The 15,309-nt window shown below is 64.3% G+C and carries 10 protein-coding genes; 5 read left to right on the forward strand and 5 right to left on the reverse strand.

What is annotated here, in order from left to right:
- Positions 1-339 precede the first annotated feature (339 nt).
- The gene (locus BJ122_RS17490) at positions 340-1,656 is read right to left on the reverse strand and encodes a UDP-glucose dehydrogenase family protein (protein WP_110782485.1); all 1,317 of its coding nucleotides are present in this window, start codon (positions 1,654-1,656) and stop codon (positions 340-342) included.
- A gap of 224 nt (positions 1,657-1,880) precedes the next feature.
- Here BJ122_RS17490 and BJ122_RS17495 point away from each other — a divergent pair, with 224 nt between their 5' ends.
- The 3 genes from BJ122_RS17495 to ahcY all read left to right on the forward strand — a co-directional run bounded on the left by BJ122_RS17495 (position 1,881) and on the right by ahcY (position 6,125).
- Positions 1,881-3,233 carry a hypothetical protein gene (locus BJ122_RS17495; protein ID WP_110782487.1) on the forward strand — a complete coding sequence of 451 codons (1,353 nt, stop codon included), beginning with the start codon at positions 1,881-1,883 and terminating at the stop codon, positions 3,231-3,233.
- A 57-nt stretch (positions 3,234-3,290) separates the two neighbouring features.
- Positions 3,291-4,487 carry a methionine adenosyltransferase gene (metK, locus tag BJ122_RS17500; RefSeq protein ID WP_110782489.1) on the forward strand — a complete coding sequence of 399 codons (1,197 nt, stop codon included), beginning with the start codon at positions 3,291-3,293 and terminating at the stop codon, positions 4,485-4,487.
- 228 nt (positions 4,488-4,715) lie between these two features.
- Positions 4,716-6,125 (forward strand): adenosylhomocysteinase, encoded by a 1,410-nt coding sequence (gene ahcY, locus BJ122_RS17505; RefSeq protein WP_110782491.1) that lies wholly within the window; start codon positions 4,716-4,718, stop codon positions 6,123-6,125.
- 236 nt (positions 6,126-6,361) lie between these two features.
- Here the strand turns inward: ahcY and BJ122_RS17510 are convergent, their stop codons facing one another.
- Complete coding sequence (locus tag BJ122_RS17510) at positions 6,362-6,895, reverse strand: DUF3617 domain-containing protein (RefSeq protein WP_347337816.1); 534 nt, start codon at positions 6,893-6,895, stop codon at positions 6,362-6,364.
- 635 nt (positions 6,896-7,530) lie between these two features.
- Between BJ122_RS17510 and BJ122_RS17515 the strand changes: the two genes are divergently transcribed.
- The gene (locus BJ122_RS17515; RefSeq protein WP_110782495.1) at positions 7,531-7,938 is read left to right on the forward strand and encodes a hypothetical protein; all 408 of its coding nucleotides are present in this window, start codon (positions 7,531-7,533) and stop codon (positions 7,936-7,938) included.
- A gap of 132 nt (positions 7,939-8,070) precedes the next feature.
- Here BJ122_RS17515 and BJ122_RS19360 read toward each other — a convergent pair whose 3' ends face one another.
- From BJ122_RS19360 to BJ122_RS17530, 3 genes are all read right to left on the reverse strand, one after another.
- Positions 8,071-8,676, reverse strand: a complete 606-nt coding sequence (locus tag BJ122_RS19360; RefSeq protein WP_181418989.1) for a hypothetical protein — start codon at positions 8,674-8,676, stop codon at positions 8,071-8,073.
- A 161-nt stretch (positions 8,677-8,837) separates the two neighbouring features.
- Positions 8,838-11,975: an excinuclease ABC subunit UvrB gene (gene uvrB, locus BJ122_RS17525; RefSeq protein WP_110782496.1), complete on the reverse strand. Its 3,138-nt coding sequence runs from the start codon at positions 11,973-11,975 to the stop codon at positions 8,838-8,840.
- A 48-nt stretch (positions 11,976-12,023) separates the two neighbouring features.
- Positions 12,024-13,076 (reverse strand): hypothetical protein, encoded by a 1,053-nt coding sequence (locus BJ122_RS17530; protein ID WP_110782498.1) that lies wholly within the window; start codon positions 13,074-13,076, stop codon positions 12,024-12,026.
- Between the two features lie 223 nt (positions 13,077-13,299).
- Here BJ122_RS17530 and BJ122_RS17535 point away from each other — a divergent pair, with 223 nt between their 5' ends.
- Positions 13,300-15,276, forward strand: a complete 1,977-nt coding sequence (locus BJ122_RS17535) for an alkyl/aryl-sulfatase (protein ID WP_430694801.1) — start codon at positions 13,300-13,302, stop codon at positions 15,274-15,276.
- Positions 15,277-15,309: the final 33 nt, after the last annotated feature.

Raw genomic sequence — 15,309 nt, forward strand, 5'->3', positions numbered from 1 at the left:
CCGCACCGGGTTACGGCGAGATGATCGGCCGGGAATCTACCGAGCGGCCTCCGTCGCGCTGACTGTGCACCAGCACTCCGCAGATACAGGAATCTCGCGCTGACCGAGGTAAGGCATGCGGCGCGTGGTTCCGCGAGCGCTCCCGAGGGCAGCCACACGCAGCCGCAGCCAGCGTAGCCCGGATGGAGCGCAGCGAAATCCGGGACCGGCTTTGAGGCGAGGAACGATCCTCCCCGGATTGCGCTTCGCTTCATCCGGGCTACAAGCTTTGCTTCATCCGGGCTACAAGCTTGACAGGAGCGCCGGCATCAACGGGCGGCAGTGCCGCCCGTCTGAGACTTAGTCGTGCACCGTGCCGCGGCCGATGCTCTCATAGATGAAGCCATGCGCGGCCATCTGCTCGGGCCGATAGATGTTGCGCAAATCGACCACCACCGGCTGGCGCAGCACGTCCTTGAGCTTGGCGAGATCAAGCGCGCGGAACTGGACCCATTCGGTGACGATCACCAGCGCATCGGCATCCTGCGCGCAGGAATAGGGATCGTCGCAATAATCAATATCGGGCAGCTCCTGGCGGGCCTGCTCCATGCCAGCCGGATCATAGGCGCGGACCTGCGCGCCCATATCCTTCAGCCCGGTGACCAGCGGGATCGACGGCGCCTCGCGCATGTCGTCGGTATCGGGCTTAAACGTCAGCCCGAGCAGCGCCACCGTCTTGCCACGCAAACTGCCGCCGAGCGCGTTCGAGACTTTTCGCGCCATCGCGCGTTTGCGGGTGTCGTTGACCGCCAGCACGGCCTCGATGATGCGCAGCGGCACGTCATGGTCCTGCGCGATCTTCAGAATCGCGCGGGTGTCCTTCGGGAAGCATGAGCCGCCAAAACCCGGGCCGGCATGCAGAAATTTTGGGCCGATCCGGTTGTCCATGCCGATGCCGCGCGCCACTTCCTGCACGTCGGCGCCGACCTTCTCGGCGAGATCGGCGATCTCGTTGATGAAGGTGATCTTGGTCGCGAGGAAAGCGTTGGCGGCGTATTTGATCAGCTCGGCGGTGCGCCGGCCGGTGAACATCAGCGGGCCCTGGTTCAGCGACAGCGGCCGATAGATTTCGCCGATCAGCTTGCGGGCGCGCTCGTCGTCGGTGCCGACCACGATCCGGTCCGGGAATTTGAAGTCGCGGATCGCCGCGCCTTCGCGCAAAAATTCCGGATTGGACGCCACCACAATGTCGGCGGCCGGATTGGCTTCAAGGATCAGCCGCTCGACCTCGTCGCCGGTGCCGACCGGCACCGTCGATTTGGTGATCACCACGGTAAAGTCGCGCAGGGCGCCTGCGATCTCGCGCGCCGCCGCATAGACATAGCTGAGGTCGGCGTGGCCGTCGCCGCGCCGCGACGGCGTGCCGACCGCGATGAACACCGCGTCCGCTTCGCCGACCGCCGCGGGCAGGTCGGTGGTGAAGCTCAGCCGGCCGGCCTTGGCGTTGGACGCGACCAGCACGTCGAGCCCCGGTTCGAAGATCGGGATCGCGCCGCCGCGCAGCGCTTCGATCTTGGCGGCATCGTTGTCGACGCAAGTGACGTGGTGGCCGAAATCGGCCAAGCAGGCACCGGACACCAGCCCCACATAGCCGGTACCGATCATAGCAATACGCATCGCAGACCTGTCTTCTGGGTCAGACGGACCAAATTCCGGGCGGGTCTTAGCAGAGGGGGTGCTGGCTGACGAGCGCCCGGCGCGGTCGCCGGTGGATGGTCAACGACTTCCTAACGCGGCGATGCGACGGCTGCATGGCAGCGCCGGCACGCAAGTCGCGTTTCCCCGGTGGGCAGACCGTGCTAAGAGGCGAAGGTGTCGCCAACCTGCCCACCTAGCGTCCCATGAAGCACGACCAGTTGCTTGGCCAGATTTCGGACTATTGCCGGCAGGCCGGCATGGCCGAGACCACCTTTGGCCGCCGCGCCGTCAATGACGGCAAGCTGGTGCACCGGCTGCGCGAGGGCAAACGCATCACCATCGATACGCTGGAGCGGATCGAGGCGTTCATCGCGGCCGGGCTTGGCGAGACGCCGCCGCCGCGGCGGCGGGCCGATCCGCCCGAGCGCCGCGACCCGCGCAGCAATTTCCGCTTCTTCGAAAACCGGCAAAAATACCTGCTGTTTGTGCATACCTGCAGCGAGAAGCGGGTGATCGCGCAGCGCGTCGCGCTCGAACTCAGCAACATCCATCCGCGGCCGCCGGCGATCCGGCTGTTCGACGCCGGCTGCGGCGACGGCACCGTGCTGGCGCGGGTGTTGCGCTCGATGCATAGCCGGTTCCCGCATATGCCGTTCTATGTCGCCGGCAAGGAACTGAGCGTGGAAGACGTCCGGCTGACGCTGGACAAGATCCCGGACCGGCTGTTCGAGCATCCGGCGACCGTGTTTGTTCTCACCAATATGTATTATGCCGAGGCGCCGTGGCTGACCCCGGCTTCGCCCACCGCGGCGGCCGGCATGATCTGGCACGAGCTGGTGCTGCGCGGTGGATCATCGGGCGAATTCGAAACCCAGATCGCTGAACTGGGGCCGTTCCTGGAAGAGAACTGGCGCGCCAGCGTCAGCCAGCGTTCCGGCATGCCGATCTATGAGCGGCCGGTGGTGATCGTCATCTATCGGGAAGATCACAGGTTTTTGCTCGATTCGGTGATCCCGCGGGTCGGGCGGACCGAGGCCAATTTCGACCTGGTGATCGCCTCGCAGCCCTACCGCGCAAAATCCGGTGTAAAATTTCGCGCCAAGCGCATCATCGCGCCGCTGGCGCGCGCGCTGCGTCCCGGAGGCCGGCTGATCGGAATTCACTCCCATGGGCAGGATCCCGGGTTAGAGATCATCCAGGCAGTGTGGCCCGGAGAAAATCCTTTTGCGGTTAGCCGACATGAGCTATTGCGCGCGGTGAAATACGAGCTTGGCGCGGTTGGGCGGGACCTCAATTTTAACGCCTATGCCGATAGCCGTTCGATCTTTCGATATGATATGGAAGCGCTGCCCAACGAGGTGACCGGCTCGATCGGCACCTCGACGGCTTTCGCAGCATGGAATGCGGCGGTGTATGTGGCGCAGATTGAGGATGATCGGTTAACCGAGATGACTCAGAGCGGCCATTATCTCGACGCCACCCGCGACGTGTTGCGCCGGCACAGCGGGCTTTGGTTTTACGACGAATCCTACGTCATCTCGCGTCGTCGCGACTGACAATTCAGGACAACAGCACGAAAGGACCGCCGATCGCAGGCGGGTAGGGGTTGGTTGATGCGCGCGTCTTATCTGTTCACCAGTGAATCGGTCTCCGAAGGTCATCCCGACAAGGTCTGCGACCGGATCTCCGACGAAATCGTCGATCTGTTCTACCGCGAAGGGCCGAAGGCGGGCATCGATCCCTGGGCGATCCGCGCCGCCTGCGAAACGCTGGCCACCACCAACAAGGTGGTGATCGCCGGTGAAACCCGCGGTCCGGCCTCGGTCACCAACGAGCACATCGAGCACGTTGTGCGCGAAGCCATCAAGGACATCGGCTACGAGCAGGCCGGCTTCCACTGGAAGACCGCCGACGTCGAGATCCTGCTGCATCCCCAGTCGGCCGACATCGCGCAGGGCGTCGACGCGCTGCAGCCGGGCGCCAACAAGGAAGAGGGCGCGGGCGACCAGGGCATCATGTTCGGTTATGCCTGCAACGAGACCCCGGATCTGATGCCGGCGCCGATCTTCTACGCCCACAAGATCCTGCGGCTGATCTCGGAAGCCCGCCACTCCGGCAAGGAGAAGGTGCTGGGCCCGGACTCCAAGAGCCAGGTTACCGTGCAGTATGAAAACGGCCGTCCGGTCGGCGTCACCCAGATCGTGGTGTCGCATCAGCATCTGATCGAGGACATGTCCTCGCAGCAGATCCGCGACCTGGTCGAGCCCTATGTGCGCCAGGCGCTGCCTGAAGGCTGGATCACCGACAAGACCATCTGGCACGTCAACCCGACCGGAAAATTCTTCATCGGCGGTCCGGATGGCGATGCTGGCCTGACCGGCCGCAAGATCATCGTCGACACCTACGGCGGCGCGGCCCCGCATGGCGGCGGCGCGTTCTCCGGCAAGGACCCGACCAAGGTTGACCGTTCGGCGGCCTATGTGTCGCGCTACCTCGCCAAGAACATCGTGGCCGCGGGTCTGGCTGACCGCTGCACGCTGCAGTTGTCGTACGCGATCGGCGTTGCCAAGCCGCTGTCGATCTATGTCGACACCCACGGCACCGGCAAGGTGTCCGAGGCGCAGCTGGAAAAGGCGGCCGGCGAGGTGATGGACCTGACGCCGCGCGGCATCCGCAAACATCTCGACCTCAACAAGCCGATCTATGCCCGCACCTCGGCCTACGGCCATTTCGGCCGCACCCCCGACGCCGACGGTGGCTTCTCCTGGGAGAAGACCGATCTTGTCGAGGCTCTGAAGCGCGCTGTTTAAATAAAGCCTGCAATGGGCTCCTTCACCTCTCCCCGCTTGCGGGGAGAGGTCGACCGCTTAGCGGTCGGGTGAGGGGGCCTCTCCTTGAGGGCGCCCTCGCGGTTTGCGCCCCCTCACCCCAGCCCTCTCCCCGCAAGCGGGGCGAGGGAGGGCAGGGGCTCTGCCACCAGCGCCCGACCCGTTCGTAGGGCTTCGTCTGCCCGACACCGAGATTAGGAACACATCCGCATGACCGCCAAGTTCACCGACTACATCGTCAAGGACATCGGCCTCGCCGAGTTCGGCCGCAAGGAAATCTCGCTGGCCGAAACCGAAATGCCCGGCCTGATGGCAACGCGCGAGGAGTACGGTCCGAAGCAGCCGCTCAAGGGCGCCAAGATCGCCGGCTCGCTGCACATGACCATTCAGACCGCGGTGCTGATCGAGACGCTGGTCGCGCTCGGCGCCGATGTGCGCTGGGTGTCGTGCAACATCTATTCGACCCAGGATCACGCCGCCGCCGCGGTCGCCGCGGCCGGCATTCCGGTGTTCGCCGTCAAGGGCGAGACGCTGAAGGATTATTGGGACTACACCGCAAAACTGTTCGACTGGCATGACGGCGGCACGCCGAACATGATTCTGGACGACGGCGGCGACGCCACCATGTTCGTGCATCAGGGCCTGCGCGCCGAGAACGGCGACACCATGTTCCTCGATCAGCACAATTCGGAAGAAGAAGAGATCTTCTTCGCGCTGATCAAGCGCATCCTGCAGGAGAAGCCGAAGGGCTACTTCGCCAACCTCGCCAAGAACATCAAGGGCGTGTCGGAAGAGACCACCACGGGCGTGCATCGTCTGTACGACATGGAGAAGGCCGGCAAACTGCTGTTCCCGGCGATCAACGTCAACGACTCGGTTACCAAGTCGAAGTTCGACAATCTCTATGGCTGCCGTGAATCGCTGGTCGACGGCATTCGCCGCGGCACCGACGTGATGCTGTCGGGCAAGGTCGCGATGGTCGCCGGCTTTGGCGACGTCGGCAAGGGCTCGGCCGCGTCGCTGCGCCAGGCCGGCTGCCGCGTGCTGGTGTCCGAAATCGATCCGATCTGCGCGCTGCAGGCGGCGATGGAAGGCTATCAGGTGGTGACCATGGAAGATGCGGCACCGATCGCCGACATCTTCGTCACCGCCACCGGCAACAAGGACATCATCACCATCGACCACATGCGCGCGATGAAGGATCGCGCCATCGTCTGCAACATCGGCCACTTCGACAACGAGATTCAGGTCGCCACCCTGAAGAACATGAAGTGGGACAACATCAAGCCGCAGGTCGACGAGATCACCTTCCCGGACGGCAAGCGGCTGATCCTGCTGTCGGAAGGCCGCCTGGTCAATCTCGGCAACGCCATGGGCCACCCGAGCTTCGTGATGTCGGCCTCGTTCACCAACCAGACGCTGGCGCAGATCGAGCTGTTCCAGAACCAGGGCAAGTACGACAAGAAGGTCTATGTGCTGCCGAAGACGCTGGACGAGAAGGTCGCGCGCCTGCACCTCGCCAAGATCGGCGTCAAACTCACCGAGCTGCGCAAGGACCAGGCCGATTACATCGGCGTCAAGGTCGAAGGCCCGTTCAAGGCGGATCATTACCGCTATTGATCGCCGCATAGCGCTATCAAAACGAAAAGCCCCGGAGCGATCCGGGGCTTTTTTGCTGAGTGTGTAGCTGAGCGTGGAGGGCGGATGAGCGCAGCATCATCCGCCATTGGACAAACCCAGCGGCGCATGGCGGGTTACGCCTTCGGCTAACCCGCCATGCGAATTCTTGCGAGCTTTAAGACGTAGATACCCGCGACAAGCGCGGGTATGACGGTCATTGGTACGACGCGATCGTCTCAGAGCTCGTTCGATGTCGTTCGCATCGGCCTGGCCGCTTTGCTCGGTTCAGCGGCGCAATCGCCGATCCGTTTGGCGACCACGAGATCGATGCGCGAGTAATCGCCGGCCCGGAATTCATTCTGCTCGCTATAGGCCGCATCACTGACCACGGTGATCGTGGTCTTGGCGGGCCCCATGTAATCGCAGCGATTGGCGAACGTGTAGCGGTTGTCCGCCTTCTCGGGCTTGGTACTTGTGCAAGAGCCGATGCTGCCGGTCGAGAAGGTCGCCTTCATGGCTTCGGTGGGATCAACGCAGCGCGTCATTTCCTGAGAAGACAGGGTGTGACGGACGTTGGCGCTCACCACCATCTCGAGCGTGCGCACGAAATGCCACATCCCTCGTTTGAACGCCGGTCCGGGCGGCGAATCCGGGGCGGCCGCATCCGATCCGGCTGATGATGGGCACGGAGCTGCCAGGATAGCCGCGGCGGCAACACAAGCACCCAAGATCGATCGCCTCGCGCGCGGCGAGGTTCCGTGATGGTTCATCAGCAAGGTCCCCTTTGGCCCCGATCCCGATCATCCACCATGCTGGCGTGCAGCGTCGTCAGTCGGGGGCGGGAACATTCGGAGGAAATTGAGTTAATTTTTCCTTAAGCCTTGCTGATGGCCGGTGGTTGTTCTTAACCCGTTGCCCGGTTGCCGCACTTATTGGAATGGACGGGGACAGCTCGGCAGGCGCCCTGACCGTAGCCCGGATGAAGCGCAGCGCAATCCGGGGAGCTACAACATCGCTCCAAAGAACACCCGGATTGCGCTGCGCTCCATCCGGGCTACGAGCGTTTCCAACATAGCGAGATTTCGGTTTCGCGCTTCGCGCGCCCCGGAATGACGGACGGGGTATCGCGCGGATGATTGCGGCGCTGTCCGCGCTATGCAGTTCGGGCCTCATTCGGCTTGATACGCGTTGAGCTAACCAGCCCGCAGCTCTCTTTCGTCATTGCGGCATGCGCTGCGCGGCAGCGCAGACCCGGAATCGTTTGGGTGGAGGGAGAGTTCTGACTGTAGCCCAGATGAAGCGTAGCGAAATCCGGGGAAGCTAGATCAACGCCTCGAAACACTCAGATTGCGCTTCTCCCCAACCCGGTTAGGCTTGCTAATGTAAGGCTTCTGAGGGTTTCCACATGCGTTCCGCAATCATCATTGTCCTGCTCGCGATCGCGGCGCTCTTTTATAAATGGACTGAGCCCGATCCGGCGGCGTTGGCGCTGGTCGGTGAGTGGTATCAGATTGAGTCAAACGCCGGAAAATGTGCCGATTGCAGTCTTGTGGTCGCAAGAGACGGCGGGAGTTTTGCCGTCAATGCCAGCAACGGCTGGTCCGCTGTTGTGCGACCATCGCAGGATGGCCAGCCTGCCATGACAGGGAAGGGGCGGTGGCTCCCGAATTCCGGTGGCCCGGCCTATCGCGCGAAGGAGTTCGACCTCCACCTCGCCATGAAAGGTGAGGTGCTTTCCATGCTGATGCTCATTCCGGGCGCTGACAACAAAACCTTTGGCGTCGAAGCTACGTTTAAGAAACCGGTGTCGTAAGGCCGCCTCGTGGCGGCGATCGAAGTCCCCGGATTGCGCTGCGCTTCATCCGGGCTACGGGTTTTTCATCGCAGCGAGATTCCGGGTTCGCGCGACGCGCGCCCCGGAATGACCAGTGAGGTGGTTGCGCGGTCAGCTTTGGCGGCGCTTGGCGGCTTTGGTGGCGGTCTTGGTGGGAGCCTTGGCTTTGGCCTTCGCCGGGGCTTTGCCGGTGGCCTTCGCATCAGCCTTAGCCGCGGGCGCCTTCGTCGTAGGAACCCTGGCCGCTTGTTGCTTGCCGTTGCTTGGTGCGGCGGATTTGCACGCCTGAGCCTTCGGCGCCTTGCCAGCCTTGGCCGGTTTCGCGGCGGTATCGGCGACCCTGGCCGCAGCCTTGTCGCTGGCCTTGTCGCTGGCTTTGTCGCTGGCCTTGTCCTTGGCTTGGTCCGCGACCTTGGCTTTGCCCTTTGCGGCGCCGTTGCTGGCAACAGCGGCCGGCACGTCGGCGGCGCGGCGCATCGCGCGCGCATAGCTGTCGGCGGCATTGTCGGCAGCGACCTGCAGCCGCTTGGCCGCGGCTTCACCCTGCGCCATCGCTTCCTGGCCGAGCGCCTTGAAGCGCGCCTTGCCGGCGGCGTCCTTGGCCTTGGCCGCCAGCCCCTCGAAATACGCGCGCCGTGCTTTTGCGGCGGCTTGCAGCGCCTTGTGCTGCTCCTTCGCCAGCCGCCTTATGACGACATCGAGATCGGCCTCGGCCATGAAATCAGTCCCCCAAAACAAGTCGAAAACGCGCGCGACTATGCGGGCGACGCGCGCAAATGGCAATGTTCGCGCGCTGTTGGCGCAGGCATGGCGGGCCGCGTGCCGCCGCTCGCAGCGATGCGCGCGCCGCGCCGCGCCAGCATGTCGTCAGCGACCGATCATTTCTTCTTCCAGCCGCCGCGCCGTCCGGGTGCGCCGCCGCTCGAGCGCGGCAGCGGCCCGAATTCCGGACCGGCCTCGCGCGAGGAGGTCGGCTGATAGATCTTGCTCTCCGGGCCGGGGCCCATCTCGTCGAGCGTCGGCTTGCGCGGCTTGGCGCGCTGGACTTTCTTGAATTCGTGGTAGCCGGCAATGCCCATTTCATCGAGATCGGGCTTGTGGACTTTGGAGGCTGAACCGGGGGCACCCCCACCCCGGCCGCTTGCAGCGGCCGACCCTCCCCGCAAGGGGGAGGGTGAGGATTTTGCGCGGCCGCCTTTGCTGGCCTCGGCGGGCAGGTTGGCCGCGTCGCCATAGCGCTTATTGCCGGCATAGCTGCCGGCCTTATTCGCCACCGTGCGCTGCTTGGCGGTGGGATCGTCGATCAACGCCAGCTCGGTGGCGCGCAGCCGTTTCAGCTCGTCGCGCAGCCGTGCCGCTTCCTCAAAATTCAGGTCGGCAGCGGCCTCGCGCATCCTGGTTTCCAGATCGGCCAGCACGGTCTCGAAATTATGGCCGATGGTGGCGGCATCATCGGTCCAGTTGCCGTCGCGGCCAGCGCCGCCGCCGACTTCGACCAGCACGTGGTCGCGCTCATAGACCGAGTTGAGAATGTCGCCGATCGAGCGCTTGACGCTTTCCGGCGTGATGCCGTGCTCGGCGTTATAAGCCTCCTGCTTCTCGCGGCGGCGGTTGGTCTCGTCGATCGCGCGCTGCATCGATCCGGTGATGTGATCGGCATAGAGGATCACCTTGCCGTCGACATTGCGCGCCGCGCGGCCGATGGTTTGGATCAGCGACGTTTCGCTGCGCAAAAAGCCTTCCTTGTCGGCATCGAGGATCGCCACCAGCGCGCATTCCGGAATATCGAGACCCTCGCGCAACAGGTTGATGCCGACCAGCGCGTCGAACGCGCCGAGCCGCAGATCGCGGATGATCTCGATCCGCTCGATCGTGTCGATGTCGGAGTGCATGTAGCGCACCCGCACGCCCTGTTCGTGCAGATATTCAGTCAAATCCTCGGCCATGCGCTTGGTCAGCACGGTGATCAGCGAGCGATAGCCGCGCGCCGCGATGGCGCGCACCTCGCCGACCAGATCGTCGACCTGGGTGCGGGCCGGGCGGATATCGACCTGCGGATCGATCAGCCCGGTCGGACGAATGACCTGCTCGACAAACACGCCGCCGGCCTGCTCCAGTTCCCAGGCCGCTGGCGTTGCCGACACCGCGATGGTCTGCGGCCGCATCATGTCCCATTCCTCAAAGCGCAGCGGCCGGTTGTCCATGCAGGATGGCAGCCGAAAACCATATTCGGCCAGCGTCGCCTTGCGGCGGAAGTCGCCTTTGAACATCGCGCCGATCTGCGGGATCGAGACATGGCTTTCGTCGGCGAACACCAGCGCGTTGTCGGGCACGTATTCAAACAGCGTCGGCGGTGGTTCGCCGGGGCGGCGCCCGGTGAGATAGCGTGAGTAGTTCTCGATGCCGGCGCATGAGCCGGTGGCTTCCAGCATCTCGATGTCGAATGTGGTGCGCTGCTCCAGCCGCTGCGCTTCGAGCAGCCGGCCTTGCGCGTTGAGCTGCTCAAGCCGCCATTTCAGCTCGGCCTTAATCGACTGGATCGCCTGGATCAGCGTCGGCCGCGGCGTGACATAGTGCGAATTGGCGTAGATCTTGACGAATTCCAGCTCGTCCTGCTTGTGGCCGGTGAGCGGATCGAACTCCTCGATGCCCTCGATCTCGTCGCCGAACATCTTGATGCGCCAGGCTCGGTCTTCATAGTGCGCCGGGAAGATGTCGAGCACGTCGCCACGAACGCGAAAGGTGCCGCGGGAAAAATCGGCCTGGGTGCGCTTGTATTGCAGCGCCACCAGATCGGCGATCAGCTGGCGCTGGTCGATGCGCTCGCCGCGTTTCAGCCCAAAAGTCATCGCGGTGTAGGTCTCGACCGAGCCGATACCGTAGATGCACGACACCGACGCGACGATGATGACGTCGTCGCGTTCGAGCAGCGCGCGCGTTGCGGCGTGGCGCATCCGGTCGATCTGTTCGTTGATCGAGGAATCCTTCTCGATATAGGTGTCGGTGCGCGGCACGTAGGCTTCGGGCTGGTAGTAGTCGTAATAAGAAACGAAATATTCGACGGCGTTGTCGGGGAAGAACGCCTTGAACTCGCCATAGAGCTGCGCGGCCAGCGTCTTGTTCGGCGCCAGAATGATCGCCGGGCGCTGGGTCGCCTCGATCACCTTGGCCATGGTGTAGGTTTTGCCGGAGCCGGTGACGCCGAGCAGCACCTGGGTGCGATCGCTGCGCTCCAGGCCCTCGACCAGTTCCTTGATGGCCTGCGGCTGGTCGCCCTTCGGCTGATACTGCGATTGCAGCACGAAGCTGACGCCGCCCTCGGATTTTTCCGGGCGCGGCGGCCGGTGCGGCGTCCACAATTTGCGGCTGTCGGAGCCGCCGCGAAATTCCGGACGGCCGTCGCGGATCAGCGCTTCCAGCGCGGCGGCGGTGGCCTGCACGCCGAGCGCTTCCATCTTGTTGCGTGGCGGCCGTGCCAATGCGGCGTCATCGTCTTCCTCGGTCGGCAGGCCGAGCTGGCGCGCCAATTCCGGATCGAGTGTCGGCACGGTGGCGCTGGTGCCGTAGTTCGGCGTGGCGCCGGCGTCGAACGCGGTCTGCGGCGCTTCGCCGAAGCCTTGATCAAAGCCCCCCACCCCCGACCCCTCCCCGCGAGGGGGAGGGGAGAGTTGTGGCGAGGCCGTGCTCTCTTCTCCCTCCCCCCTTGCGGGGGAGGGGCGGGGTGGGGGGTAGGCCGCGGATGCGGCGCTGTTGATCTGTGACGCGCCGTGTTTCTGCGTTGAAGCCCGGCCGCGATGCAGCGCGGTTTCATCGCCGGCGCGGCGGTCGCGGGAATTGTCGGGCGGCGCCTGCAATCCGGTGCCAGAGCCGAGCCCAGCGTCACCGCGATTGATCGCGGGGTTGAGCAGCTCGGCCAGCGCCGGGCCGATCGGCTTCACCTCGGGCCGGGCGGCGCGCGGGTGGGAAACCTTGGTCTTTTTTGCGGGCTTGGTCGGTTTGTCGGGAGTCTTCGCCATGCCGGCAATATGGGACCAAGCGCCGCGCGAATAAAGAGTGGCGCGCGCTTAGCGCGGCGCCCTCCGCAGTCGTTGCACCGGCGCCGGCAAACGCGCGTCCAGCCAGGCGCTGAGCGCCGCCTGATGGCGGTGGAACAGCAGCCCCAGTCCGATGATGAGAACGCCGATCGCCGACAACGCGAACGGGAACAGAATCGAATCGCGAAACAGCTTGTCGGCGAGGTCGCCGAGATAGATCGCGATGCCCATGGCGCCGAACACCGCGAACACCACGCGGTCGAGCAGCAGCGCCACCAGCAGGAAGCCGACATTGAGCGCGCAATACAGCGCCTTGTCGAGCGCGGTGCCGTCCGACACCGCGGTGATGCCGCCCCAGAAGGTCATCACGCCGAACAGATAGAGCCAGTAGGCGAAGTCACCGCGCTGCTGCCGGCCATGCACCACGATCGCGGTCACGATCACGCCGAGCCCGAACCACACTGAGACCTTGCGCGATGTCTCCCAATTGCCATGGGGCGCGCCGGTGATCCACGGCACGATGTCCATCGACAAGAACCACAGCGCCACCGCCAGCACGAACACGATGAACGGGAAGCGATACAGCCACAGCGCCAGCAGCGCCGCGGCGATGGTCGCCAGTTCCATGAATACGAAGCTGCCTTTGATCCAGATGTAGAAGTCCCGGACCGTGCCGGGCTTGCCGAACTCGGTCCACAGCCCGAGCGCTTCCTGCACGCCGTACACCGCGAGCGGCGCCATCGCCACCGCGATCGCGATCAACAGCCCGCCCGGCGTGTACAGCTTCTTGGTGTGCCACAGATAATGGCCGGCGACGCCGAACAGCACCGCATAGACCAGCGCGGTGGCGGTCAGCCCGACGCCGCCCATCGCCGCAAAGGCCAGGGTCGAGAACAGCCCCATCGCGCTCATCACGATCAAGGCGCCGGCATACCAGAGCATATGCACCAGATCGAAGCGCGGCGCGATCCGCTGCGCTTCATTCGGGCGCTGCGCGAAAAACAGCCGCAGTGCCTCGGCCTGCTGCGAGGTGATCACGCCGGCGCGCGCGGCCGCGTCGAGGTCGTTGTCCGAATACGGCATGCCGTTCTCCAATGATCCTCCGGCGTGGCGGCGTCGGTTGGCTGGTGGGCCCGCCGCGACAGCCGCGCAGAGTTGCAGCCTAACCATGATTGGCCTGCATCCGGTTTCGGCGGAAGTCAAAAATTTCACGGACCCAGGCGTGATTGCCATGGTCAGCGCCGGCTGGCCCGGTCCATGATTACGTCAAGCAACAAGGGGAGGTCTGGGCATGGCGAGCTTGCGCATGGGTAGGGCGTGGGGGGTCGGAGTGGCTTTGCTGCTGGCGGGCAGCGCTGCGCTGGCTGAGCCGAATGAGGCGACACCAGCGACCCGCGCCGCCCAGCAGCAGGTGACCGCTACGCTGCCGCTCGGCGACCGCGCCGATTTCGAGGACGCGCAGCGCGGCCTGATCGCGCCGCTGCCGAGTGGCGTGATCGCCGGCAGTAGCGGTGCTGCGCCGGTGTGGGACCTCAAGCCTTACGAGTTCTTGAAGGCGCCTGAACCGGCGGCCACCGTCAATCCCAGCCTGTGGCGGCAGGCGCAGCTCAATCTCAACAACGGCCTGTTCAAGGTGGCCGAGCGTGTCTATCAGCTGCGCGGCTTTGACATCGCCAACATCACCATTGTCGAAGGCGATAGCGGTCTGATCGTCACCGACGCCACGCTGACCACGCAATCGGCCAAAGCGGCGCTCGATCTCTATTATCAGCATCGGCCCAAAAAGCCGGTGCTGGCGCTGATCTATACCCATAGCCACGCCGATCATTTCGGCGGCGCGGGCGGGCTGATCAGCGAGGCCGATGCCGCGAGCGGCAAGGTCAAGGTGATCGCGCCCGAAGGGTTTATGGAGCACGCGGTCGCCGAGAACGTGATCGCCGGCAACGCCATGAGCCGGCGCGCGCAGTTTCAATTCGGCACCTCGCTGCCGGTCAGCGAGCGCGGCCAGGTCGATGCCGGGCTCGGCAAGGCGCTGGCCAATGGCAAGCTGTCGCTGATCGCGCCCAACGACGTCATCAAGCAGCCCTATGAGACCAGGGTGATCGACGGCGTCGAGATCGAATTCCATCTGGTGCCGGGCTCGGAAGCGCCGGCGGAGATGATCTCCTACTATCCGCAGTTCAAGGTCTTGAACATGGCGGAAGACACCACGCACAATATGCATAATCTCTACACTATCCGCGGCGCGGCGATCCGCGATGGCCGGCTGTGGTCGAAATATATCGGCGAAGCGCTCGACCGTTATGGCGATCGCACCGAGGTGGTGATCGCCCAGCATCACTGGCCGGTGTGGGGCCGCGAGCGGGTAGCCGCTTATCTCAAGAAGCAGCGCGACCTCTACAAATTCATCCATGACCAGAGCGTGCGGCTGCTCAATCACGGCCTGACCGCCACCGAGATCGCCGAGCGGCTGAAACTGCCGCCGACGCTGGCCAATGAGTTCGCGACCCGCGGCTATTACGGCTCGCTCAGCCATAATGCCAAAGCGGTCTATCAATTCTATCTCGGCTGGTATGACGCCAACCCGGCCGATCTCAATCCGCTGCCACGCGCCGAGGAGGCCAAGAAGGAGATCGACTATATGGGCGGTGCGGCCGCCGTGTTGCAGCGTGCCCGCGACGATTATCAGGCCGGGCAATATCGCTGGGTGGCGACGATCGCCAGCAGACTGGTGTTTGCCGATCCCAGCAACAAGGAGGCGCGGGCGCTCGGCGCCGATGCGCTGGAACAGCTCGGCTATCAGGCGGAAGCGGCGACCTGGCGCAACGCCTATCTGCTTGCCGCCCAGGAGCTGCGCCACGGCGTTCCGAAAGCGGCGCCTGGAGCCAACACCGCCAATGCCGAGCTGCTCAAGGGCATTTCGATCGATCTGGCATTTGATTTCCTGGCCGTGCGGCTCAACGCCGCCAAGGCCGAGGGCAAGCATATCGTGGTCAACTGGACTTTTACCGAGCCGAAGCAGACTTTTGTGATGACGCTGGAGAATTCCGCGCTCAGCCATCTCGCCGGCAAGCTGTCCGACAATGCTGATGTCAGCGTCACGCTCAGCCGCGCCACCTTTGATGCGATCTCGCTCAAGCAGCGCACCTTCCTCGGCGCGGTGGCGACCGGCGATCTGTGGATCAGCGGCAATCCGCTCAAGCTGCGCGAGCTGTTTGCGTTGTTCGATGATTTTTCAGCCGATTTCGAAGTGGTCGAGCCGGTCAAGGCCAGCGTCCAATAACGCGCCGCCACGCGGCATTCGCGCCGTGATGCC

Source organism: Rhodopseudomonas faecalis (assembly GCF_003217325.1).
Taxonomy (GTDB): Bacteria; Pseudomonadota; Alphaproteobacteria; order Rhizobiales; family Xanthobacteraceae; genus Rhodopseudomonas; species Rhodopseudomonas faecalis.